Source organism: Ferribacterium limneticum (assembly GCF_020510565.1).
GTDB lineage: Bacteria > Pseudomonadota > Gammaproteobacteria > Burkholderiales > Rhodocyclaceae > Azonexus > Azonexus limneticus_B.
In genome coordinates this window covers 839467-865000 of the sequence record NZ_CP075189.1, presented here as the reverse complement: position 1 = coordinate 865000, position 25534 = coordinate 839467, and the positions used below count along the sequence as shown (strand labels likewise).

The 25534-nt window shown below is 51.0% G+C and carries 19 protein-coding genes, 4 tRNA genes and 2 rRNA genes (1 of these 25 cut by a window edge); 16 read left to right on the top strand and 9 right to left on the bottom strand.

Annotated elements, in window-relative coordinates:
- From KI610_RS04200 to KI610_RS04175, 6 genes are all read right to left on the bottom strand, one after another.
- Positions 1-432: ribosomal RNA gene (locus KI610_RS04200) — 23S ribosomal RNA — on the bottom strand; it reaches 2450 nt to the left of the window's first position.
- Positions 433-656: 224 nt separating this feature from the next.
- Positions 657-732 (bottom strand) — tRNA-Ala (locus KI610_RS04195).
- Between the two features lie 12 nt (positions 733-744).
- A tRNA-Ile gene (locus KI610_RS04190) sits at positions 745-821 on the bottom strand.
- A gap of 60 nt (positions 822-881) precedes the next feature.
- Positions 882-2419, bottom strand: a 16S ribosomal RNA gene (locus KI610_RS04185).
- Together the 16S and 23S rRNA genes with 3 tRNA genes alongside form the textbook arrangement of a ribosomal RNA operon.
- 313 nt (positions 2420-2732) lie before the next feature.
- Positions 2733-2808, bottom strand: a tRNA-Met gene (locus tag KI610_RS04180).
- 68 nt (positions 2809-2876) lie between these two features.
- The gene (locus tag KI610_RS04175) at positions 2877-3497 is read right to left on the bottom strand and encodes a ParA family protein (RefSeq protein ID WP_226497425.1); all 621 of its coding nucleotides are present in this window, start codon (positions 3495-3497) and stop codon (positions 2877-2879) included.
- 97 nt (positions 3498-3594) lie between these two features.
- Between KI610_RS04175 and KI610_RS04170 the strand changes: the two genes are divergently transcribed.
- A complete protein-coding gene (locus KI610_RS04170; RefSeq protein WP_226497424.1) occupies positions 3595-4395 on the top strand; it encodes an IclR family transcriptional regulator in 801 nt (266 codons plus the stop codon).
- Positions 4396-4544: 149 nt separating this feature from the next.
- Here the strand turns inward: KI610_RS04170 and KI610_RS04165 are convergent, their stop codons facing one another.
- Complete coding sequence (locus KI610_RS04165) at positions 4545-5408, bottom strand: hypothetical protein (RefSeq protein WP_226497423.1); 864 nt, start codon at positions 5406-5408, stop codon at positions 4545-4547.
- Positions 5409-5666: 258 nt separating this feature from the next.
- Positions 5667-5740 (bottom strand) — tRNA-Thr (locus KI610_RS04160).
- 45 nt (positions 5741-5785) lie between these two features.
- Between KI610_RS04160 and KI610_RS04155 the strand changes: the two genes are divergently transcribed.
- The 15 genes from KI610_RS04155 (at position 5786) to KI610_RS04085 (ending at position 25168) form a co-directional block, all read left to right on the top strand.
- On the top strand, positions 5786-7543 hold the full coding sequence (locus KI610_RS04155; protein ID WP_226497422.1) for a GGDEF domain-containing protein: 1758 nt from the start codon (positions 5786-5788) through the stop codon (positions 7541-7543).
- Between the two features lie 2 nt (positions 7544-7545).
- On the top strand, positions 7546-8676 hold the full coding sequence (locus KI610_RS04150) for a DegT/DnrJ/EryC1/StrS family aminotransferase (RefSeq protein WP_226497421.1): 1131 nt from the start codon (positions 7546-7548) through the stop codon (positions 8674-8676).
- Positions 8677-8683: 7 nt separating this feature from the next.
- Positions 8684-9970, top strand: coding sequence for an ATP-grasp domain-containing protein (locus KI610_RS04145; protein WP_226497420.1), 1287 nt, complete (start codon positions 8684-8686; stop codon positions 9968-9970).
- An 80-nt stretch (positions 9971-10050) separates the two neighbouring features.
- Positions 10051-12114 carry a glycosyltransferase gene (locus KI610_RS04140; protein WP_226497419.1) on the top strand — a complete coding sequence of 688 codons (2064 nt, stop codon included), beginning with the start codon at positions 10051-10053 and terminating at the stop codon, positions 12112-12114.
- Positions 12115-12141: 27 nt separating this feature from the next.
- Entirely contained in the window at positions 12142-13236 is a 1095-nt protein-coding gene (locus KI610_RS04135) for an FkbM family methyltransferase (protein WP_226497418.1), read from the top strand.
- Between the two features lie 203 nt (positions 13237-13439).
- A complete protein-coding gene (locus tag KI610_RS04130) occupies positions 13440-13901 on the top strand; it encodes an adenylyltransferase/cytidyltransferase family protein (RefSeq protein ID WP_319004206.1) in 462 nt (153 codons plus the stop codon).
- Between the two features lie 41 nt (positions 13902-13942).
- Positions 13943-15196, top strand: coding sequence for a CDP-glycerol glycerophosphotransferase family protein (locus tag KI610_RS04125; RefSeq protein WP_226497417.1), 1254 nt, complete (start codon positions 13943-13945; stop codon positions 15194-15196).
- A gap of 15 nt (positions 15197-15211) precedes the next feature.
- On the top strand, positions 15212-19240 hold the full coding sequence (locus tag KI610_RS04120; RefSeq protein WP_226497416.1) for a glycosyltransferase: 4029 nt from the start codon (positions 15212-15214) through the stop codon (positions 19238-19240).
- A 199-nt stretch (positions 19241-19439) separates the two neighbouring features.
- Positions 19440-20102, top strand: coding sequence for a flagellin (locus tag KI610_RS04115; RefSeq protein WP_226497415.1), 663 nt, complete (start codon positions 19440-19442; stop codon positions 20100-20102).
- A 77-nt stretch (positions 20103-20179) separates the two neighbouring features.
- Positions 20180-20578, top strand: coding sequence for a flagellar protein FlaG (locus KI610_RS04110; protein WP_226497414.1), 399 nt, complete (start codon positions 20180-20182; stop codon positions 20576-20578).
- A gap of 23 nt (positions 20579-20601) precedes the next feature.
- On the top strand, positions 20602-21960 hold the full coding sequence (gene fliD, locus KI610_RS04105; protein WP_226497413.1) for a flagellar filament capping protein FliD: 1359 nt from the start codon (positions 20602-20604) through the stop codon (positions 21958-21960).
- 68 nt (positions 21961-22028) lie between these two features.
- Entirely contained in the window at positions 22029-22451 is a 423-nt protein-coding gene (gene fliS / locus KI610_RS04100; protein ID WP_226497412.1) for a flagellar export chaperone FliS, read from the top strand.
- 288 nt (positions 22452-22739) lie between these two features.
- Positions 22740-24068 (top strand): flagellar hook-length control protein FliK, encoded by a 1329-nt coding sequence (gene fliK / locus KI610_RS04095; protein WP_226497411.1) that lies wholly within the window; start codon positions 22740-22742, stop codon positions 24066-24068.
- Positions 24049-24360, top strand: coding sequence for an EscU/YscU/HrcU family type III secretion system export apparatus switch protein (locus KI610_RS04090; RefSeq protein WP_226404000.1), 312 nt, complete (start codon positions 24049-24051; stop codon positions 24358-24360). The genes fliK and KI610_RS04090 overlap by 20 nt, the downstream gene beginning before the upstream one ends.
- Before the next feature lie 10 nt (positions 24361-24370).
- On the top strand, positions 24371-25168 hold the full coding sequence (locus KI610_RS04085) for a flagellar brake protein (protein ID WP_226497410.1): 798 nt from the start codon (positions 24371-24373) through the stop codon (positions 25166-25168).
- 8 nt (positions 25169-25176) lie between these two features.
- Here KI610_RS04085 and fliE read toward each other — a convergent pair whose 3' ends face one another.
- Positions 25177-25503: a flagellar hook-basal body complex protein FliE gene (gene fliE, locus KI610_RS04080; protein ID WP_226497409.1), complete on the bottom strand. Its 327-nt coding sequence runs from the start codon at positions 25501-25503 to the stop codon at positions 25177-25179.
- Between the last annotated feature and the right edge of the window lie 31 nt (positions 25504-25534).

Genomic DNA, 25534 nt, shown 5'->3' with positions numbered 1-25534 from the left:
AGTATTTAGCCTTGGAGGATGGTCCCCCCATGTTCAGACAAGGTTTCACGTGCCCCGCCCTACTTTTCGCTAACTTAGTACCACGGATTGGTTTTCATGTACGGGGCTATCACCCACTACGGCCGGACTTTCCATTCCGTTCCATTAACCATTCCGCTATCACTAGCAGGCTGCTCCCCGTTCGCTCGCCACTACTTGGGGAATCTCGGTTGATTTATTTTCCTCCGGCTACTTAGATGTTTCAGTTCACCGGGTTCGCCTCCCTTACCTATGTATTCAGTAAGGGATACTCCTTGCGGAGTGGGTTTCCCCATTCGGATATCTACGGATCAAAGCTTCATTGCCAGCTCCCCGTAGCTTTTCGCAGGCTTGCACGTCCTTCATCGCCTGTGATCGCCAAGGCATCCACCACATGCACTTATTCGCTTGATCCTATAACCTTGTACTCTCGTTAGAGAGCGGCTACAGGCAACTCATATTTGTGCTGTCTTGTCTTTGCCAAATAAGCCCGGCTAAAGGACAAGAACAGATGCAATCACAACGTGTTGCCAACGCCTCATCAGCGCCGCAACACAACCTTCTTCCATTTTGTTAAAGAACGTAGCAATTGATTGCTCAAAAGCCAAAGATAAACATCCATGCTTATCTTTGGGTTTTGGTGGAGGATAACGGGATCGAACCGTTGACCCCCTGCTTGCAAAGCAGGTGCTCTCCCAGCTGAGCTAATCCCCCTTGATTTGACGTTGGTGGGTCTGGTTGGAATCGAACCAACGACCCCCGCCTTATCAAGACGGTGCTCTAACCGACTGAGCTACAGACCCTCGTCTGTTTGCTACTCATGAACAACCGATAGGTTGTGGGTGCCAGAGATGCTTCTCTAGAAAGGAGGTGATCCAGCCGCAGGTTCCCCTACGGCTACCTTGTTACGACTTCACCCCAGTCACGAACCCCGCCGTGGTAAGCGCCCTCCTTGCGGTTAGGCTACCTACTTCTGGCGGAACCCGCTCCCATGGTGTGACGGGCGGTGTGTACAAGACCCGGGAACGTATTCACCGTGACATGCTGATCCACGATTACTAGCGATTCCGACTTCACGCAGGCGAGTTGCAGCCTACGATCCGGACTACGATCGGCTTTCTGGGATTAGCTCCCCCTCGCGGGTTGGCAACCCTTTGTACCGACCATTGTATGACGTGTGAAGCCCTACCCATAAGGGCCATGAGGACTTGACGTCATCCCCACCTTCCTCCGGTTTGTCACCGGCAGTCTCGTTAAAGTGCCCAACTGAATGATGGCAATTAACGACAAGGGTTGCGCTCGTTGCGGGACTTAACCCAACATCTCACGACACGAGCTGACGACAGCCATGCAGCACCTGTGTTCCGGCTCTCTTTCGAGCACACCCAAATCTCTAAGGGCTTCCGGACATGTCAAGGGTAGGTAAGGTTTTTCGCGTTGCATCGAATTAATCCACATCATCCACCGCTTGTGCGGGTCCCCGTCAATTCCTTTGAGTTTTAACCTTGCGGCCGTACTCCCCAGGCGGTCAACTTCACGCGTTAGCTCCGGTACTAAATGGTTTTACCCACCCAACACCTAGTTGACATCGTTTAGGGCGTGGACTACCAGGGTATCTAATCCTGTTTGCTACCCACGCTTTCGTGCATGAGCGTCAGTATTGGCCCAGGGGGCTGCCTTCGCCATCGGTGTTCCTCCACATCTCTACGCATTTCACTGCTACACGTGGAATTCCACCCCCCTCTGCCATACTCTAGCCTGCCAGTCATAAACGCAGTTCCCAGGTTGAGCCCGGGGATTTCACGCCTATCTTAACAAACCGCCTGCGCACGCTTTACGCCCAGTAATTCCGATTAACGCTCGCACCCTACGTATTACCGCGGCTGCTGGCACGTAGTTAGCCGGTGCTTCTTATTCCGGTACCGTCATCCACACAGGGTATTAACCCATGCGTTTTCTTCCCGGCTGAAAGAGCTTTACAACCCGAAGGCCTTCTTCACTCACGCGGCATGGCTGGATCAGGGTTGCCCCCATTGTCCAAAATTCCCCACTGCTGCCTCCCGTAGGAGTCTGGACCGTGTCTCAGTTCCAGTGTGGCGGATCATCCTCTCAGACCCGCTACAGATCGTCGCCTTGGTGAGCCTTTACCTCACCAACTAGCTAATCTGATATCGGCCGCTCAATCAGCGCAAGGTCTTGCGATCCCCTGCTTTCCTGCTCACAGAATATGCGGTATTAGCGTAACTTTCGCTACGTTATCCCCCACTGAAAGGTACGTTCCGATACATTACTCACCCGTTCGCCACTCGCCACCAGGATTGCTCCCGTGCTGCCGTTCGACTTGCATGTGTAAGGCATGCCGCCAGCGTTCAATCTGAGCCAGGATCAAACTCTTCAGTTCAATCCAACAAAAAAACAACTCACAATTCACTGACGGTAGATTGTTACATCTACCTCGATGGATCTCTCCATCCGTGTGATTGCCTTTAATACTTTTTGCGACTTGCGTCGCTTCGCATCAAGGCACCCACACCTATCGGTTGTCCAAATTGTTAAAGAGCTTCTTACTTCACCGCGCCGTCGCTTTCGCTTCGTCTGCAGCGGAGAGGCAAGATTATGAAGAACTTCTCACCTCCCGTCAAGCTTTTCAGAAACAATCCTGAAATTTTTTCTTTCGGCCCAGCAAGCAAGAAATTCTTAAAAACTCACTTGCTTGGTTGCGGGAGCAGGACTTGAACCTGCGACCTTCGGGTTATGAGCCCGACGAGCTGCCAACTGCTCCATCCCGCGTCCGTCAGAAGAGGGCGCATTATCCAGAGGATGTAGCAGTGCGTCAAGAACAATTGAAAAAAAGGGGACTATTTCTTTTCGACCCACTCAACCAGCGAGGACCACTGATCAACATCCCTTCGATGCTTCGCCCGTGGAGGATCAAATACTGTTGCCCCGGCCGCCGCCACGTTTACGTAGTTCTGTGTATTTCTCAAGTAGGCAACGATAGGAATATCGAAGTGCTTCAGGAACTCTTCAAGCATCCCAGCTGCCCGGGTACGCGGATCAACCCGCATCGCCACGATTCCAACCTTTACCCGCTGGCCACGCATTTCACTACGGATTGAATTCAGGAAATCTTCCGTAGCGGCCATATCAAAAACTGAAGGTACTAACGGCACAATCACCTTGTCGACCGTCCTTAGATAGTCAGACAACTTGTACCCCTGCAAACCGGCCGGTGCATCAACCACGACCCAGTCTGCCTCCTTGGGCAAATTCAGGGAAATCTGGTTCCCGGCAAAGTAACCTGTAATTGCCGGCAATACTGGATCTCGAAACGCCATCCAACGCAGCGAGGACTGTTGGCGATCCAGGTCGCACAAGGTCGTCTTCTTACCTTTATTAGCAAAGTAGCCCGACAGATTCGTCGCCAGCGTTGTCTTGCCAGCCCCACCCTTCGGATTTGCAACCAGCACTGCCCGCATATGACCTCCCCTTATATATTTGCTGGGTCATTATATTCGCCACCTCAAAGGGCTCATAGATGCATAAAATGGATACTTTCCTTCGATCAAAATCACCATGGCCACAAAAGTAGCAAGCGACCGTCAGGGAATTCAGTCCATTGAAGTTGGATTTCGACTTTTGAATGTGCTGGCAGCAACCAATCGCCCAATGATGTTGCGCGACATCGCGAAAGGGGCCGGGATGCCTGCCGCCAAAGCGCATCGATACATGGTCAGTTTTCTGCGCATTGGCATCGTGGAGCAAGATAACAGCAGCGGCCGGTACGATCTGGGAGCATACGCACTGGAACTGGGACTTTCAGGACTCGGGCGTCTGGACCCTGTCCGCTTGGCTGGGCCAATCCTTGAAACCCTCTGCGAAGAAATTCAGGAAACCGTTGCTCTCGCCGTATGGGGAAACCACGGGGCAACCATTGTTCGAATCGTCGATGCCGGCGGCCCAATAACGATCACCCTTCGCGCCGGAACCATTTTGCCGCTGTGCAACTCGGCAACAGGAAGAGCCTTCGCTGCCTTCTACCGTTCGCCATTTCTAAAGAAAATGCTGGACGAGGAGTTAAAGGAAATCTCTGACACAAGCAAAACGGCAATTACGACCGTTCGCCGGCAGTTGGAGAAAAACCTGACTGAAATTCGCTCACACGGAATTAGTCGCGCATCAGGCAGCCTGACGCCAGGCATCAACGGCTTCAGCGCCCCGGTCTACGATCACACCGGCAGTATGGTTGCAGCGATTACTTCTCTCGGTTCAATCGGTGAATTTAACGTGGAATGGGACAGTCCCGTAGCCAAGGCTATGCTCGAAGCCTCAAAACAGCTATCGCACCGCCTTGGCCATGGCAGCATGACGGAATGACCACCTCCGGCCCCCGAGGCCAAGTGGGCCAGCAACGCAGGACTTAGCGGCAGGTCGCTCCCACGGTCAACCGGAAAAAACGGCCAAAATTGAAATTCCCGGTCGATGCGCGATCCAACTCAACCGCTGACCACGGATGCGCCCAAGCCCTAGACAAGAATGTAGCGATGGCAGCGGGATTCACTGGCCAGCGCATTCAAAGCTTCCCGAACCTGAAGCTGGACCAGGCTGACCACCCAATGGCGCCGGTCGGCACAGCGCATGACCGGCAACTCGGTCCTGCCCCCCCTTTGGTCGGCCACAGCAACATGGCTCGACTCAATGCGCAGATGATTTTCCGGGGCATCCAACCAAGCCACCAATCCTTTCAGCAGATTGTCAGGCTGCAAGACATGCTCGGCCAGAATAAACCCCGGTGCCTGATCGTCGCCAGCCAGCACAGCATTGGCGCTATTCTCGATATTCCATTCCGTTGTCAGAAGCCGCCCCCTGCTACGCAAGGTTTCAACATGCTCGCGAAACTGCCCCAGCAGGCGGTGCAGGCAAGAGTTGCGCAGGCTTTCCCGACAATATTCCTCAGAATGGCCAATGCTGCGAATCGTATGATCGGCAAATCGCCGCCCCGTCTCATTGTCGCCGGCCGCCTTCTCGCGAAAACCGAGAAGCCCGAAGAACTCAAGCTTGCCATCCCTTACCAGAGCAGGCAGAAAGTCTCTAACCTCGATGCTCCTGCCCAGAGCAGCCTGCACATCCTCTGGTGCATTAAAGATCGTGTGGAAGAAGGAATCGTTGCAAGGCTCGCTGATCGCAATTTCGAACGGGCCGGGAATCGCCTGAATCTGCTGGTAGTAGTACAACTCGGCAGAATGCAATGCATGCGCCACGACTGACTCGAAGTTGTTCGCCTCGGTAATCGATTCACCCAGGGCGGCAACCACTTTTTCGACAAAGCGATGGCTTGGCGATGAGGCATGCGGGCCGTGAACAAGGCCGCTGAGCTTATTGAAAAACATCAGGACGCTCCTCAAAAATAGGACGTCGGAATATTACCCCTAATTTTAGAATGGGTATGGAGATTGACAATTGCTTGGGGCAAAAACTACCGGGATGGCGCCAAGTCACTCAACACGCCCTCTCATGCAGGTATGATTCGGAAAGTCTGGGACCGACGCACTGGAGACAAATTGACCGCAAAAGCCAACAGGGCGCCTGCACGACACCCGGAAAACAAAAAAGCCACTCCGGAGAATGGCTTAACTGATTGATTTTACTGGTGCCCCCGAACGGAATCGAACCGCTACCTGATGATTACAAATCAACTGCACGACCTTCATGCTACGGGGGCCCAAGCAATGGTGCGCGATTATAGCTTGAACATTCAAATTTCGACATGAGCACACTGACCAATCCCTTCGAGATCGCCCGGGAAACTCTGCGGCTCTTGGCCGCACGCCGCATTCCTCCGTCGCCGGAGAATTACCTCACGCTCTATCACGAGATTGCCGGGACCAAACCGGCAGGCGCTTCATTTCCGGAAGTGCAACTGCGCTCACTGGCCGCCGCCCTGCCCAAGGCATCGCCCGACCAGTTACGTTTGGCCCGGCAACTCGAAGAGGCGGTCAAAGCGGCCAATTGGGATGACTACAAGAAGCATCTGAGCGATTTCGTCGCCGGCCTCGCCGAATCGCAAAAACTGGCCTGGTCGGAGTTGATAGCCGATCTCCTGCGCCTGTGGGATGCCAAACATCCGGGGCTGACCTCCGCCCGCAAGCGCGAGTCGCTCGAACACGTGCTGACGAGCAATGCCGCCAATCCCGATACGTTGTTCACCCGCTTGCAGAGCCTGTTGCGCTCGTGGGGGCAAGGCAAGGAGGCGGAGGCCGTCAACACCGTCGAAGCAGTCAATTCCGAAATTGGTCAAATTTCCGGGTTGACCGTAACAACTGCCGATCTGCTGCCCGAACTGCGCGAATTGTTTGCCTTCACGCTCGAAACGGCGATGGCTACTCAACTGGTCGAAAGCCCGCAGCTTTCAACGGATGCCAAGGCCTTGGCCAAGGATATCCGTACCGCCGTCAGTCCGGCCCAGTTGCAGGAATTTCTCGTTCGCCTGAAGCGCTTCGCCTTCAAGCTCGAACTACTGGCCGAAGATCAGACTGAACTCCGCCACAGCCTCCTTGGCCTGCTCCGCCTGCTGGTCGGCAACATTACCGACCTGGTCCTCGATGACCACTGGCTGCACGGACAGATCGAGGTGGTGCGGGAAATCATCGACAAGCCACTATCGCAGCGTGCCCTCGATGACGCCGAACGACGGCTGAAAGAAGTCCTCTACAAACAAAGCCAGCTCAAGGCCAGCCTTTCCGAAGCCAGGGATGCCATCAAGAGCATGTTGGCCGGCTTTGTCGATCACCTCGCCGACTTCGCCGAGGCTGCCTCCGACTACCACGACAAAATTGAAAGCTGCGCCGGCAAAATCAGTTCGGCCAATGACATCTCCGAACTGGAAAGCGTGCTTGGCGAAGTCATGCGCGAAACACGGACGATCCAGATCAACGCCCAGCGCTCCCGCGACGAACTGCGCATAACCCAGAAAAAGGTACAAGAATCCGAAGCGCGCATCACTGAGCTCGAACGCGAACTCGAAACCACCAGCGACCTCGTCCGCCACGACCAACTCACCGGCGTCCTCAACCGCCGCGGCCTGGAAGAAACATTCGCCAAGGAAGCATCGCGGGCGACACGCCACGAAACCTCACTGTGCGTCGCGCTGATCGATATAGACAACTTCAAGAAGCTCAACGACTCGATGGGCCACGACACCGGCGATGAAGCACTCATCCACCTCGCCACCGTCTGCCGCGAAACGCTGCGTCCCCAAGACACGCTCGCCCGCTTTGGCGGCGAGGAATTCATCATCCTCCTGCCGGATACGCCGCTGAATGACGCAGCAATCGCCCTAACCCGCCTCCAGCGCGAATTGACCAAGAAGTTCTTCCTACACGCAAATGAGAAGGTGTTGATTACCTTTAGTGCGGGGGTTACCCAAATGCAGCTTGATGACACCCAGACGACAGTGATCAAACGGGCTGATGAGGCGATGTACAAAGCTAAACAAAGCGGAAAAAACCGGGTGGAGGTCGCCTAGACATGGCCAAAGAACCAATATTTGTCACCCAACCACTCCTCCCTCCGCTGGAAGAATTTATTCCATATCTTCAAAGTATCTGGGACAACAAGATTCTTACCAACAATGGCCCCTTCCATAATCAACTCGAACAAGCTCTCTGCGACTATCTGGGCGTAGAGCATCTAGCACTTTTTGCAAATGGCACGTTGGCTCTCCTGACTGCGCTACAGACATTACGCATTCGCGACGAGGTCATCACCACGCCATATTCCTTTGTCGCGACTGCACACACCCTTCTTTGGAACAATATCAAGCCCGTCTTCGTGGACATTGATCCCAAAACTTGCAACCTGGACCCGGCGAAGATCGAAGACGCGATTACCCCGAAAACCACTGCCATCCTCGCCGTACACTGCTATGGCGTACCTTGTGCAATCGAGAAAATCCAGCAAATCGCCGACATTTATGGCCTCAAGGTAATTTTCGACGCAGCCCACGCCTTCGGTGTGCGTGATTCCGGAGGCAGCATCCTCCGCCATGGCGACTTGTCCGTCCTCAGCTTTCATGCCACAAAGGTATTCAACACCTTTGAAGGCGGAGCAATCATCTGCCCTGACGCCAAGACCAAGGAACGTATCAACTTTCTTAAGAACTTCGGTTTTGCCAACGAAGTGACCGTAATGGCTCCGGGCATCAATGGGAAGATGAACGAAGTCAGCGCAGCATTTGGCTTATTGCAGCTTAAGTACATTGATAGTGCTCTGCAACGCCGCAAGGAAATTGAAATACTTTATCGGCAGGCACTTTCAGCAGTCCCTGGCATTTCCTTGCTCCCCCCCGCGGAACAAACTTCGGCCAACTCCGCCTATATGCCCATCCTGATCAACAAGGATGCCGAAAAAACCCGCGACGCTGTTTATTACGCAATGAAAAAAGCCGGCATTCATGGGCGACGCTATTTTCATCCGCTCATTAGCGACATGCCCATGTACCGCCGCCTCGCAAGTGCAAAACAGGAAAACCTCTCTGTTGCCCTGGATATTTCCCGCCGAGTGATCTGCCTACCGATATACCCGACACTAAGTCATGCGGAAGTACTGCGCATTGTTGAAACACTGGCAACGGCGCTCAAAAAACAAGTAGCCGGTTAGGACCAAGATGCCTAAGCGTATTCTGGTATTTCCTTGCGGATCTGAAATCGGGCTGGAAATTCACCGTTCGATGAGTTTCTCACGTCACTTCGAGCTAGTAGGCGCATCCAGCGTTGATGATCATGGCAAATTCGTATATAAGACCTATGTCGGTAACGTACCAATGCATAACGCATCTGAATTTGCTCGCACAATCGCGCGCCTTGTTACTGACAACGAAATCGATGCGATCTATCCAACCATGGATGCAGTGGCAGAAACACTTCAAGATCTCGGCGACAAGGGCGAACTCCCCTGCCGAGTCATCGGCAGTGATCGCCGAGCAACGAGTATCTGTGCATCAAAGAAACTGACCTACGGCCTACTCGAAGGCAGTATCCCCACGCCCAAACGCTATCTTTCAGTAGACGACACTGCTTCTAGCTTCCCGATATTCATCAAACCGGATCGCGGGTACGGTGCAAGAAATTGCATCTTGGCTGAAACACCGCAGGCCGCCAAGGCATTCCTCGCTCAAAACTCCGGCACGGAGATGTTGCTGCAGGAGTACCTGCCCGGACAGGAATGGACCATCGACTGCTTTTCTGATCGTCATGGCAAGCTGCGTTTTCACGCCGCCCGAGGAAGAAATCGGATCAGCAATGGAATAAGCGTCAATACCTCACCTAGCGAAGCGTTTTCCGACGAATTCTCAATTTGGGCAAACAGCATCAACAAACTTCTGAAGCCCAGAGGCGCCTGGTTTTTTCAGGCCAAGCAGGATGCACAAGGAAGCCCCCGCCTGCTTGAAGTCGCAGCCCGCCTAGGCGGATCATCCGGCGTATTCAGATGCCAAGGGGTCAATTTTGCTTTGCTTAGCGCTTTTGATGCCTTCGAGCAGGAAGTCTCGATTGCACAAAATACTTACCATATAGAAATGGATCGTGCCCTCGCAAGCTCCTACAAAATCAAAATCGAATATAACCAAATATTTGTTGACCTCGACGACTGCCTGATCTTGAGAGGACGAATCAACCATCAGCTAGTCTGTTTCCTATACAAATCCATCAATGATGGAAAATCGCTGACATTGCTCACTCGTCACCATCGAGACCCACGAATCACGCTTCGGGAACTTAGAATTAGTGAGTTATTCGACAAAGTCATTCACTTGAGTAGCGGAGAAAATAAATCCGACTATATCGACCGGCGAGACTCCATTTTTATCGATGATTCATTCGCCGAACGACAAGACGTAGCCAGAAAAGCCAACATACCGGCCTTTTCGCCAGAGATGGTTGAAGCACTACTTTAGGCGGTCACTATAACGATGCGATTTACTGCATAGAAATCGATGCGTTCGCGAATCCATGACGCCATCCGTACCAAGACAAAATGAATAAATCTGACTCCGATATGCGCATCAATACGCAAGAACAATTTCCGGGAGGGGTACTCGCCCTACCATATCCGCCAACAGAAGAAGAAATAATTGAGCGCTGGACAGGTTCAAATGAATGCTTGGTAAGCATCTGCATGCTTACATATAACCACGCGAAATTTCTGAGAAGCGCCCTCAATGGAATCCTTTCTCAAGATACCGATTTTGGTTTTGAGATATTGATTCACGATGATGCCTCAACCGATGAAACTCAAGAAATCATCAGGGAATATCATCAACGGTATCCACACATCATCAAACCCATCCTGCAAAGCATCAACCAATTTAGCCAAGGTGTACGGCCATCCGTTGAATTCAACTATCCAAGAGCGAACGCCGAATACGTTGCCTGGTGCGAAGGAGATGATTGTTGGGTTGACAACCAAAAACTGCGGATTCAAATCACTGAAATGTCAAACAACCCGAATATTGACCTGTCATTTCACCAAGCCGTAAAAATTGACTACTTTAAGCCCGACACCCCACCGTCGACGATAGGAAATTATTCGGAGAACGACGCAGTAATCCCTTTTATTGACATCATTCACCGGCGACATGGCGCTATTCCGACAGCCTCGTGCATCGTAAGACAACGCGCCAAACACGAGTTTCTTGAATTTTTGAAAAATCGAGACTATTTAACCGTAGGCGATCTATATCTTCAACTTTTTGGATCCGTACGCAGAGGAGCACTATATTTCGCAATTCCCATGTCTGTTTATAGAGTCAACACCGAATTCTCGTGGACCAGAAGCATCACTACCAATCCGGATAGAAAATCCGAGCACGAAGTCGCGATGATTCAGTCGTACATAGAACTCGACAGTATTACCGAAAAAAAAATAACCGACGAGTTCAAAAAATTAATAATTCAACGTATCTTCTGGCTTTTCGATAATGAACGAGTATCACAAGAGTCAATTGACAAATTCCTGCTACATGGCCTAAAACGCATCTACGAAACGCTACAAGACATTAACATTAACCAAGTAAACGACATCCAGAAAACACCACGAAAATATGTGATATATGGTGCCGGATCCGGATGCGGCTTGATTATGCGGACTCTCAAATGCGAAGACGTAGTTAGCATAATTGACAGAGATGGAGGAAAGGTTGGCGAAACAATGTATGGGATTCCGGTCGACTCAATACAAAACATGGCCACCTACAATAACAACACACTGATAATAAGCACCTTTGCTCAAGATGAATTAATGGTAGCGCATCTAATAAAGAAGTATGGTTTCAACCCTTCTGAGGTTATATATTTTTATCGAGAAATGATCAACCAGATTAAACTTGAAAACATTCTACCGGTCACAAAAACGTCTCTTAAAATATTCAAAAAAGAAAAAAAAGTTGCAACCACGGGCATTTTGATGACGGCGTCAAAATCAACATGCGCCTCATCTGATGTTAACCTGTATGTCGAGTTCATGTCGGAGCTAAAACAGAATCTTAAGGAGATTAACTATGGATGGAGTAAGCACAAGGACCTATCATGCGATTGGATACTTGAACGAATACATGCGGGCGTCGGCGTTGACGTTGGCGGCACAACCTATCTAGTTAAGAAACTGCAAGATCGGCCGGATTGCAAGATAACTTACTTTGACTATTTTCCAGCAAGAGATAAAAGCATAAAGCGATTCATAGCCACTGAAATGTCAGAATTTGGCAACCGCTTCTCAATGAACTCCCTTGATTTCATCATAACTCGCCACACTCTAGAACATTCACTCAATCCTCTTTTTCAGCTCTGGCAGTTCAACCGAGCATTAAAAGAGAATGGCACTCTTATCGTAGTTGTACCTCAACACACAAAAACGTGGGTCTGGCTCTATACGCATTTTAATTGTTTACCTTTAGAAAACTGGCTTATGTTGTTCAAACGCGCAGGATTCAGCATAGAGGAATCTGATGCTGGCACATGGAAACCAGACGATCCCGAATATATCGAGTATAGATTCGTACTGAAAGTAGCTCGTCGCGGCTTGGATTTAATTGATGAATAGCCACTTGAAAAATAAAAGGCACGCGACATGAAATTACTATTCGACCTTATCAAAACAACTTCGTTACTTGATGACACCGATCTGTTTAAACTATCGGAAACCATTGAAAAATACAAAGACGATTTCAAATACATTTCGACTGCACTCTACGAACGGCTAACGCCAGCGGACCAAGAGTGCTTTGTCGCCTGGTTTCTAAAGCGCTGGGCAAAGGTGGATATAGTATCTCCGACCAAGCGTTCTAAATACGACGCAATAGTCAAGGATGCATTTGCATCTCATGGCACAAAATGTATCGATGGGCGGGAATATGTAATCAGGAAGTACCTCCCTTCCGGCTATGACTTCACTTTATTGGGATACGACTGGTTCACGGGTGTTCACGACATAACATTCGATCAATATTGCACAGATAAATTCGCGCCGCACCCAGGGGATATTATTATTGATGGTGGAGCTTTTATCGGAGACACTGCAGTACTATTCAACGCAAAAACAAAAGGAAACTGCGAAATTCACGCTTTCGAGCTTCTTGATGAAAACCTCGCTCTATTGCACCACAATTTAAATATAAACGGGATCAAAGGGAATGTATTCGCAAACAGGCTTGCGCTCGGTGACAAAAGCAACGTTGAAGTTTCCATAGCACAACCGAAGCTGCAAGCATCTACCTCACTGAAGTGGGCAGGGGCCATAAAAGTCGAAATGATCAAATTGGATGACTATGTCACTGACCAACAATTAGAGCGTGTTGATCTCATTAAATTTGACATCGAAGGAGCCGAAATACCGGCGCTTGAAGGTGCGCGCAAAACAATATTGAAGTTTCGGCCACGCCTGGCGCTATGCCTTTATCACAGCTGGGACGATGTAATTACAATTCCGAAGTTCTTGGATAGCTTGGGATTTGAATACGAATATGAATTCAAATGGGTTCAATTGTCGCTTGGCACAGAAGGCGTTCTCTTGGCCACCCCGCGAGATTATAACAGTGTCGCGCAACCTTCCCCCCCGGTTGACTTAGCAGCACTCGAAGCAGGCTATATACGCTTATTTGGTGCTTATAATAAAAAGTATCAGCAAGCTGACAAGCTATGGAAAGAAAAATTGGCACAAATATAGTAGCAATGGGTTTCGCTAATTCCCCCCAAAACCCACACGCCCGATTTACAAGCAACAAACCAGACTAGAAAGCAAAATATTATAGTTGTCAACAATAAAACTTCTCAACGTCACCAGAAACTTGAATTATCGATTACTTTCCAATAATTAGGCTTCGTAGTACTTCAATGCGCTAGCGCAATCGCACAAGGATGATTTCTAATATGAAAACTACGGTTATAACGTATGGGACATTCGATCTTTTTCACATAGGTCATCTTAGCCTACTAAATCGCCTGAAATCGCTAGGTGACGAATTAATTGTTGGGGTTTCAACTGACGAATTCAACAGCATCAAGGGGAAAAAAACCGTCGTTCCTTTTGCCGACAGGATTGAAATCATTCGAGGCCTTCGTTGTGTCGATCTAGCCATACCCGAGGAACAATGGGATCAAAAAATCGGGGATATCGCACATCACGAAGTTTCCATATTTGGAATGGGCAGCGATTGGGAAGGGCACTTCGACGAGCTTAAAGCCTACTGCAAAGTAGTCTACCTGCCACGAACAGAAGATGTTTCTAGTACGCACTTCCGAAAAACATTAAAGGTTCTGGAACGCTCCCATATTGGGGAGCTCAAACAAGCTCTCGATCTTATCTCCTCCATCGTCGAGCGCTTCGACTAAACAAAAGTAATTTAATGCCTCAGTACTTACATAACATGTTAATGCGCCTGCTCATCTACCTCCTGCATCCTATTTGGCGAGCACTGGATTGGCTTACCCCGAAACGACCGGATTACTGGGCATTCGCCACGCATCATCTACATACCAATCGTTTTGTTGAAAACCAGCGTGCCATTTTTGAACAAATAAAAAATGACACATCGATTCGAAAAATTATTTTTTTTCGCGGCGCCACCCCTGACCTGCAAATCGACGGCGGTGTTCGATATGAAGCTTTGCGCCTAGGTAGTTGGCGAAGTTTCGTAATGCTTGCTCGTTGCAAGGTATTGTTTGTTACGCATTCCATTTCGATGGATTATTCTTTGAGATGGGGAACCCGGCGGTTCAGCATTCTCAAGCTGAATATGCAACAACGTATCGTGGTTAACCTTTGGCACGGCATTCCCTTAAAACGACTGCTTTACGCAACAAATGACGCTACGCTCAAACACACCGACCGGATAAAATACCGATTTGAGGAGCGCAAGCAATATGCAGGATTAATAGCGTCGTCAGACATCGACAGTTATGCGATGGCGGCAATGTTCTATCCGGCCAATTACCGGCAGGTATGGCTAACAGGCCTGCCTCGTAATGACTTTTTGCTACAAAATATAGATATTCTCCCACGATACATTTCCGAATCAATAAAACTGATAAGAGCCATCAAAAAAAATAGAAGGTTGGTTGTATACGCTCCGACCTATCGGCAAACTGAAATTTCCGACAAAGCGTACTATTATCAGTTCAGCGAACATGAAATCAACGATCTCAAGAAAACTCTTAAAGCTAACAATGCGATCCTGGGATACCGCCCCCACTATTTCAAAAATAGTAGCGAATACTTCAACTTAGACAAATACATTGACGGCGAAATAATAGTCGATATTTCCCAGTCGATAATTCCAGAATTTTCAGCCGTCGCTCGAGAATGCGACCTGCTTATTACTGACTATTCCAGTGTATTTATCGAGACCCTATATCTCGGAAAGCCTGCAATTTGTTTCGCCTACGACCTCGAGCACTATAAATCTTCTCAGGATGGCTTGCTGTACGAGCTTTCCCTGGTGTTCCCTGGCCCCATCTGCTCAAATTTCGATGACGTTTTAGTCCATATTAGGCAGACATTTCAAAGTTCGGGATTCGAGCAGATAAACGCGATCAACAGCATTCAGAAATTATTTTTCAAATTTCGTGATGTATCGAATTCTAAACGCGTCGTTCGAAGAATTCAAAAATCGCTGTTCAATGAATAGCCCTGATAGTCGATTATGGCCCACCAAAATTACCTGAATATCAGTTACGGCACTTCACAGCTTGAAGGATTCATCAATATTCTTCTTCCGCCCAATGAGGATCCTCACGAATTTTCCAGAAATGGGATTCCATTTCCGGATCGTTCAGCACAGGGAATTTACTCCTATGGAATTATTGAGCGGCTGTCCCAAACGGGAATTCTTATATTCCTACGGGAGTGTCGAAGGGTTCTTCAAGCAGGGGGGATCATTCGCGTCTCCACGGCAGATCTCCAATACCTTATAAATCGATATATCGCTGGCGATTGGCGTAACCCATTGCTTTCACGCCAAGGTGCTAACTGGGTCCAAAACAAAGCCGAATATCTTAATGTTGAAATGCGCCACTGGGACCGCACATGGATATGCGACTCGGAAGAGCTAACCCGACTTGCCAAGTTGGCCGGACTGGAGGCTGACATAAGCAATCCCATAACTCCAGACCCTCACTCGCCATTCCGAAGCATCCCAATAGAAGCGGAAAGCAGGCTCATTCTGGAGTTCTCCAAGCAAAACCACATTCGTCACACAGCGCCACTGGTCTCGATAGTTATTCCAGCCTACCGACCCGACTTTCTCGTTGCCTGCCTGGACAGCGCATTTGCGCAAACCTATTCCGACCTCGAAATCGTTGTTTGCGATGACAGCAAGGTTGATGAAGTACAAGCCATTATTCAGTCCTATGCCAACCGCCACATTCCCATTACATTCGTCCGTAACCCTAGCACACTAGGAGAAGCCCAGAATCTCACGCAAGCCATCAACTTGGCCAAAGGGGAGTTCATCAAGCCGCTTTATGATGATGACCTGCTCGCCCCCGAGTGCGTTGATGAGCTGGTTTCAGCATTTTTGCGTACCCCGGATGCAAGGTTGGCCGTCTGCCAGCGACTGCCTATTGACGAGTACGGAAATCCACTTGATGTTGCGCCCTTGGGCACACCGCTTGCCCAGCAGTCGACCCGCCTATCCGGGCAAGCGGTAATTGCCGATATTGTCGATGGTGGCATCAACACGCTGGGCGAACCTACTGTGATGCTATTCAGACGAGACGACGTCCTGACAATGGGAGAGCCTGATGTAATGTCGCTGTTTGGCAGACGTTGCGCAGGCATTGGTGACGTTGGACTGGCACTGAAGTTGTTGTCCAGAGGGGACTTGGCTTACGTCGCCAAACCTGTCGCATATTTCAGACGGCATTCGGGCCAAAACCAGAACCGGCCTGAGTTCGATAAATGGATGCGCGCCAGTTGGGCCTATGTTCAAGCCCAGGCTGCACGCCTGGGCCTGAACAAAGACGGCTTAATCACTGCGCCCATCAGCAGCGATGCCGATTACTCAGCCTGGCTCCAACTTCGAACCTTCGTCCCGGAAGACTTCAATGCCATAGACAAAGCGACCCATGCACTGGGGAGCAGCCCCCCCAACTTTCAAATTCTGCTCCGCCTACGCCCATGCCAAGATACATTGCTCGCGGACACGCTGGACACTCTTGCCAGTCAAGTCTATCCAAATTGGCAACTGGAAATCATCACCTCTCTTGCGCCGCCGGAGGGAATTGATGAAATAGCGAATCTTGGTTGGCACCTTATCGAAACAGAAAAGGATGAAAAGGAAGTCATCGATTTCCTGGTGAATTCAAGAGGATTTCAATGGGCGCTCGAACTCCCGACTGGCGCAAAACTCGATCCCCTCTATTTATGGCGTCTAGCCATACAAACCAAAACTTCGCCTGAAACCCGTGCTTTTTTCTGCGATGACGATCTTTGCGATGCGGTTGGTACACGTTTTTCACCGCGCTTCAAACCGGGGGTAAATCCTTCCGCCTTGCTTTCCTCTGATCTAGCAGGCCCTATTTGCGTGCGTTGCGATAGCTGGGAAGCAATCGGCGGCACCTGCCAGCGTGGCGGCAGCCCCTGGTTTTCCCAACAACTGCGGATAGCCGAAAAATTCGGCTGGTCATCGATCGAACACATTCCTGACGTTCTAATCAGCTATCCGGGCACCTTCCCAACCGATACCGAGTCCTGCATTTCAGCCCTGTTTGAGCAATTGGGCAATAAAGAGAATTCCGCGGAAATCATTCCAGTAAGCACCACTAGCTGGCACATTCGATATCCGTTAAGCGCCCCCCCCGGCGTAAGTATTGCAATACTCTCCTATGGGCAACTTGATCTGTTGACCAGATGTCTCAGTAGCATCATCGAAACCACGCGCTACCCGAACCTGGAAATACTTATCGTATTAGAGGAGTCAGTAGAGGATCCCGACCTACCCTTCGAGATTGCGAAAATCGAGTGTTTTCAATCTCCAAAAATTCGTACAGTCAGAACCACTTCACTTGGCAACAAGGCGAAACGATGCAATGTTGCTGTTAGCGCCGCATCCAATGACCTCGTTCTCCTTATCGAGGAAGGGGCTGTCGTCATTCAGTCAAATTGGCTTGAAGAACTGGTTCGCACTTGCCTGCAACCAGATATCGCCGCCGCCTCGCCTCGTCTTATCCGGCCGGGTACGGCATTGATTGAAAACGCCGGCAATGTCATTGGTCTTTGTGGAACAGTTGGCTCCCCCTATCAGGGCGAAGCAAAAATCGGTGACAGCAGCTATCTTGGAAGACTCCAAGTAGCGCATGACGTAAGTGCCCTAAGCTCAAACTGTATGCTCATCCATAAAGCCGAATACCTCGCTGTTGGCGGAATGGATGAGGTTGATCTCGGAGAGACTTTTTCAGATGCCGATCTTTGCCAGAAATTGATAGCGTGCGGCAAACGCTTGATCTATCAGGCGCTAGCAACCGTCGTTGACGGAAGCTGTCCGATCATTGGCAACGAACTGAATGAAATACGCAAAACAAAAGCTCTCTCCGCCGAAATACATGCCAACGAGATCTTTTCTGCCCGCTGGCTAAAGGCCGCTACGGTCGACCCGTTTTTTAACCCAAATTTATCGCTAGCCAAACTCATTCCAAGTCCGGAAACCGACTATCGGGCTCAGTGGCAATACCTGCCTTCTTCCTTGCCACGCTTTCTCGTCCGAACGCTACCAAATGCCCAAGGCGATTTACGGGTGACCTCGCCTTTACGTGCATTGCGCAAAATCGACCAGGCGACGGAGTGCATCTGGCCACAAGTAGGTCCTCGTGAACCTACGACCGCAGAAATAATCCGACTTTCCCCCGAAATTTTCATTGTTCAACACTACTTACGCAGCCAGTCCTTGGCGACCTTAGATTCCTTGCATCGAATTCCCGGTCGTCCATTTACGGTTTACGCAATCGACGACTTGCTCACCGATATGGATGAGAGCAATCCCTTCCGTGGCAACATTCCGGCCAATAGCCGCGCCCATCTTAAGTACGCGCTGGATCGCTGCGATCGGATGGTTGCATCAACCGAATTTTTAGCTGAAACATATCGCCGTTTTATTCCAGACATTCGGGTTGTACCCAATCGCCTGGAACAAGATATCTGGCTTCCTCTGCAAAGCCAAAAACGCACGGGCGACAAACCGCGAATTGGCTGGGCAGGCGGCACAACGCATCGTTCCGACCTGTTGATGCTAAAGGAGATAATTGAGCAGACGCGAGATGAAGCAGACTGGATCTTTTTTGGAATGTGCCCAGACGAAATTCAACCATTACTGTCCGAATACCACGCCAGCTGCTCTTTCTCCGAATACCCCACTCGTTTGGCAAGATTGAACCTCGACATTGCAATCGCCCCCTTGGCTCACACTCTCTTTAATCAGGCAAAAAGCAATTTACGCCTACTGGAATTTGGCGTTCTCAGCATACCTGTAGTTTGTACCGATATTCAGCCTTATCACAACAGCCCAGCTTGTTGCATCACCAACAGGCCAGAAGCTTGGCTCGAAGCACTCCGCGAAAGAATACACGATGCTGATGCACGCGAAAAAGAAGGGGCGACCATGCGCAAATGGGTGGAGCAGTACTACCTGTTAGAGAACAATCTCGATGAGTGGCTAACCGCCCACCTTCCCTCATAGATTTGCCGAAAGCCAATTTCAACAGCCCTCGTTGGGTTCCACAATGCACATATGCCTTACTCCAAAAAAACCTCTAAAGTATTTGTGCGATCCGTCGTTAGTGAACTTGTCAGCGAAATGAATCGCCGTACAGCCGGGGCGGTAGAAAGCCAAAAGCAAGTAAACGACCCCAAGTACCCACTAAACTAGGAGAATCAAAATGGCCGCTACAATTAACACCAACACTTACTCACTCAATGCTCAGCGCAATTTGGCCAAGAACTCTCTTGGTTTAGCCTCTGCCATCGAGCGCCTGTCATCAGGTCTGCGCGTAAACTCCGCTCGCGATGATGCATCAGGTCTTGCACGAGGAATGACGCTCGAAACTTCTGCGCGCACAACCGCGGTGAATATCCGCGATCTCGGTGATCAAATATCCACGGCCGAAACCGAGGATGGCGCTCTCAGTGTTCTGAATGATGTTTTGCAACGGATGGGGGAATTGAACGCCCAATCCGACATGACAAATACTTCCGACGAGCTTACTGCTCTTGCTTCACAAGCATCAACCCTGGCAACGGCTGGCGGTGCAACTATAACCATCACCGCCACATCAGATACAGCAGCTATTACGTCTGCCATTGGCGTGGTTGCCTCTACTCGCGCCGCGAAAGGCGCAACGATGAACAACGCCGAGTTCCAAATCCAGGCGGCTCAGGTCAGTTACGCAAACCAGATGGCAGCCCGTGGCCGAATCATGGACGCTGATTTCGCCGAAGAAACCTCTCGCCTATCCCGCTTCCAGATTCTCCAGCAGGCAGGTACTGCGATGGTGGCCCAAGCAAATGCAATTCCACAAAACGTCCTGACGCTGCTGCGTTAATCCCTAGCGGCTAAAATGCAACAAGGGGGTGCGACGGCGTAAAAATGCCATCGCGCCCTTTTCGTTAGGAGATGAACATGAACATCGAATCCGTAAAGTCAGCGAGTCCGCTTCTGCGAACACCGTTGCCCGAGGCGGCCACCAAGGTTGAGCACCAGATTCCCGACCAAGGCAACCGAACAGTCGCTATGAAGGCTAGTGACACCTCCAAAAACCCAGAAACATATGGAGCTCAAAACGAGAATAAATCCTCAGGACTTAGCGTTGAAGATGCTGTCAAACGTTTAGCCGACTTCGTTGCACCCACGCAATCTCAAATCAATTTTTCAATTGACCAAGATTCAGGGGTTAGCGTTGTTAAAATTCTGGATAGCCAGTCGAAAGAAGTAATCCGTCAGTTTCCTTCCGAAGAGGCAATCGCCCTGGCTCAAGCGCTGGACAAACTTCAGGGGCTTTTAATTCGGGACAAGGCTTAACGACAGAACAGAGGGGTTTCATCATGGCAACGACAAGTTCTCTTGGAGTCGGCACCGGCATTGATCTGCAATCCATGCTCACCAAGATCATGGCTGCCGAGAGAGCGCCGATAGATGCACTTAATACAAAGATTGCAGCTGCCAACACCAAGATTTCGCTATATGGCACCCTCAAATCGAAACTTGATGCGTTGCAGTCTGCTGCGGATACGCTACGGTTTCCCTCTCGTCTTGCGGCAATTTCCGCAACATCCAGCGATGCAGGCGTTGTCGGCTCCAGTGCGACATACTCTGCGTCGATTGGATCTTACAGCGCCGAAGTAACGCAACTGGCCAGTGCTCAGAAGAGTTTTTCCGTTGCCTATACCACAGGAAGCACTTTTGGACAGGGAACGCTGAATTTCACCGTAGGTGGCGTGGCAGCAACACCTATCGCGATGAATGACCAAGCAAGTTATACCCTCGAAGAGGTTGGCGCACGGATCAACAATGCCAAGGTTGGAGTTACTGCATCAGTCATCACAGATTCGAGCGGCAACCAACGCATGGTTCTGACCGGTGAAAAATCGGGTGACGCAAATAGTTTTACACTGGCGTCCACACTAGCGCCCTCGGGAGGACAAAGCTCCCTTGCGAGTTTCGATACAGCCACCGTCGGACTAATGCGAACCAGTGCCCAGAATGGAAAGATGAAACTGGATGGAATCGAAATCTCCTCCAGCACCAACAGTTTCACAACGGGTGTAACAGGCCTTACGTTGTCTGCTGTCAAATTGGGTACTGCAAATATTTCTGTCCAAAACGATAGCGCCAAAATCACAACAGCAGTTCAAGCTTTTGTCGATAGCTACAATGCCGTTGTATCGCTAGTCAAATCTAACACTGGCTATGACACTACAACCAAGAAGTCTCAAGCATTAAGCGGCGACTCCACTGTACGCTCAGTGCTTGGTAATTTGGGATCTGCCCGGAGCTCGACGCCTGCCACACTCTCAAGCGCCACGTTCAAAACACTGAGTGAACTTGGCGTAAGTATTCAGCAAAGCGGCTTGCTCGCACTGGATTCGAGCAAACTGAGCAAGGCTACTAGCACATCTGCAACAGAAGTGATCAAAACACTGGGGGCTTACGGACAGACATTTAGTACCGCTGTGACGGAGATGCAGAATACCGGAGGACTTGTCACGACTCGCATTAATAGCTTGAACTCGTCCGTATCCCGATTCAAGGAAAGTCAAGTTTCGCTGGAGCATCGAGTCAGCCTGATCGAGAAACGATACCAAGCCCAATTTACAGCACTCGACAAATACGTCAGCGCCATGAACGTCACAAGTAGCGCGCTGACGCAGCAATTAGCGGCCTTAACCACAAATTCTAGCTAGACTAAAGTAGGTTTTCCTTCAAGTCTTTCTTGGTAATATGACCCTTCTTAACTAATGATAGCTTAGCCATGTTTTCAAGCCCTATTGCGTCGTATCGGCAAATTGATGTTGAGTCCGACATCCACGGCGCAGACCCGCATAGACTCATTGTTTTATTGTTCGATGGCGCAGAAAGTGCCTTGCACCGTGCGCAAGCGTGCATCGTAAACAACGATAATGCGGGCAGGTCAGAAGCCATTTTGAAGGCCATTGACATCATTCTCATGGGACTTTCAAGTAGCCTTAATGTTGAAGAAGGCGGCGAGTTGGCGCAAAATCTCAAGGCACTCTACGACTATATGGTGTCGCGTCTGATTCACGCTAACCTTCGTAAGGATCCGAGAGCCATACGCGAAGTTCAGGGACTTCTCGGCGAAATTTCTGGCGCATGGCGAGAAATGGGTCAAAAAAAGAGGCAAGAGGGGAGCCAGAATCCTGAGCAAAACGCCTAACCAACATGCCCCATGTCCGCAGCTGACCAAGAGCCTGAACCAGTTACTCTCACTTGCCGACACGGGCGATTGGGAACTGCTTGAAACGCATACTCAGGAACTACTTCCCGCCTTGGAGGCAGCGCGTTCTACACTTCCAAACAGCCCGCTTACGACGTTAAAACGTGAACAAATTGTTCAAATTCTTGAACTTCTGCATTCTGCCATTGAGCAATGTTCGGCGCGTAAGGATCAGATAACCCCGCTTATTAAAGCGTTCGCTGCCGCCAAAGATCTATCCAATAAGCCATGATTCCGCCAGACGTTGCCAATAGTCTGCGCGCGGTCATACCGGATCAACGTTCGGAAACGAACAGTCAGGCTCAACCGGTTGCCAGAGCCCAACGCGTCGCCGATGCGCTGAGCAATCTCATCCCTGGCCAGCGAATATTTGCCGAAATTCAGGCACTGATGCCAAACGGCACCTACCGCGCCGTGGTTGCCCAGCGAGATATCACACTTGCCCTCCCCTTTTCGGCAAAACCAGGTGACACCCTCGAACTAGAAGTCGCCGAAAGCGATGGCAAGCTCACCTTGGCTTTTGTGGCGAATCGCTCGTCGGGCAACAGCACCGCAGCGCCGCCCGAATCGGTCAGCACCTCGCTGAGCACTGCCGGAAAAGTCATCGGTAACCTGCTGACGCCACTCGAAGGGGATGGAAAGCAGGCCTCACCGGCGGCCCTCAATCGCAGCCAGCCCTTGGTCGAAACAATGCCCAAAACCGCGGCTGACCTGGCGCCGGTACTGAAGCAGGCACTCACGCAAAGTGGCATGTTTTACGAGGCGCACCAGGCGCGCTGGGTGAACGGACAATTGCCGACAGCAGCGCTGCTCCAGGAGCCACAGGGAAAACTCTCCCCGGCACCATTGAACGTCCCTGAATTCATCAATCGCAGCTCAAACTTCACCCTTGGACCGAATCAGGAGATATCTCCGGATCCACTACTTCGCCCCCCCCTTCCCGGTACGCCGACATCGCCAGCAGCGGCGCCATTGCCAGGAACCGACGGGATGACCCAGGTGCCGCCAAGAGAGACAGCCGAGAAATCATCCCCCGCCAACGTCGATCCTACGGTCAACCGGAAATTTGGCGAAAATTTGAAAGAAGTAGCCCCGGACCGGAGCGCCGCAACAACCCACGCCACGTCACAAACAGCTATTTCAACAAGCACGGCAACCGCCCCGAACGAAAATCCGGTACCGCGCGAATTGGTACCGCTGGTTCAACAGCAACTAAACGGCCTGGCGACCCAGAATTTTGTCTGGCAAGGCCAGATCTGGCCAGGACAGCCAATGTGGTGGGAAATTTCCGGCGATCCGGAGTCAAAACCGTCAACGGATAACGAACAGGCTAGCCAATGGCAGACTCGCCTCAAACTGGACCTCCCCTCGCTGGGCGGCATGGATGTCACATTGCGACTCGGCGCTGGCGGTGCACTGGCGATTTCAGTCAGTGCGGCAAATCCGGCCAGCGAGGCAACGCTGCGCAACAGCGCTCAGCCGCTTCGCGAGCAACTCGAGGCTGCCGGGCTGACACTTACCCAACTGCACGTAGATCATGGCCAAGCCAGGGAATGACGCGACCCGCGAGGCAGTCGCTCTGGCCTACAGCCAGACCGATGCTGCGCCGCGCGTCGTCGCCAAGGGCAAGGGTCTGATTGCCGAGCAGATCATTGCCCGCGCCAAGGAACACGGCATTTATGTCCATGAATCGCCGGAGCTTGTGGCCCTGCTAACCCAGGTGGATATTGACGAGCGCATCCCACCCCAGTTATACATGGCGGTAGCTGAACTGCTGGCGTGGCTTTACCGGCTTGAACACGGTCTCCCCGCCACGCAGATCGGCTTGTCCGCTCAACCTCCACCATAATTCAGGCTTCATGACCCTCGCCCAGAACGAAGTTTCGGTTCCAGTTTTCGAAATCGACCAGCCCGCCACCTACGGCAAGTATCTTCTCCACAACCGCGCTGAAATCTCAGTTCATCTGCGCGCCCTGCTCAAGCATCACACCTTGATCACGGTCTATCTGGACGAGGGCAAGGAGTTCTTTCTCTCGACCCTGCTGTCGATCGACGAAAACGCCAACCAGCTGGTCCTCGACGGATCAAACCACGCAGCAAGTAACGATGCCGCTCTCAAGGCCGCGCGGATAACGCTGTCAGCCCCACTGGAACGGGTCAAAATCCAGATTCGCCTGCCCGGTCTTTCGCTGGCAACCATTGATGGCAAAAAAGCCTTGATTGCCCCGCTCCCGGCATCGATCCTGCGTTTGCAGCGACGCGAGTTCTTTCGCGTCGAAACGCCTCACCACATCTCGCCTCTGCGTTGCAAGCTTGCCGTCCCGAATTCAACCGGTGGTCACTTCGTCGTTGATTACCCGCTATTTGACCTGAGCGGTGGCGGGCTTAGCCTGCTGGGCCCAGTCGACGATGCCGAGCTGTTTTCACTGGGAGAACTGTTCCACGATTGCCGGCTGGAAATCCCTGGAGAAAGCGTGCTATCGGTCAATCTTCGCGTCTGTGAAGTGCTGAAAATCGAGATGCTCGATGGCCAACAACAATTGCGACTCGGCTGCGAATTCATCAGCCTGCCGGGAACCCGGCTGGCCTTCATCGAGCGCTACATCACGCGGCTGGAGCGCGAACGCAAGGCGCTCCGCTCCGAGCTGGAATACTGAGCTTCGGCTTAAACCTGAATGTTCATCACGTCCTGATAGGCCGTAACCAGCTTGTTGCGCACCTGAACCATTTCCTGGAAGGAAACACTGGCCGTCTGCAGGGCGATCATCACCTCGTGCAGATTCTGGGTGGTGTCGCCGGCGGCAAGTTTTTCCGCCATCACATCAGCCTGCTGCTGGGTCTGGTTAACCTTGTCGATCGATGACTTCAGCACCTGCGCAAAATCCACCCCGCCGGCCGCACCCGCAGCGGCGCTCTCGGCCGGTTTGCCGGATGCCTGCGCAGCGGTAGACCGCAGCACGCTTAACATTTGCTCAATACCTTGGGTGTCCATAGCCAGCTCCTTAAACCTGTCCAAATAGAAG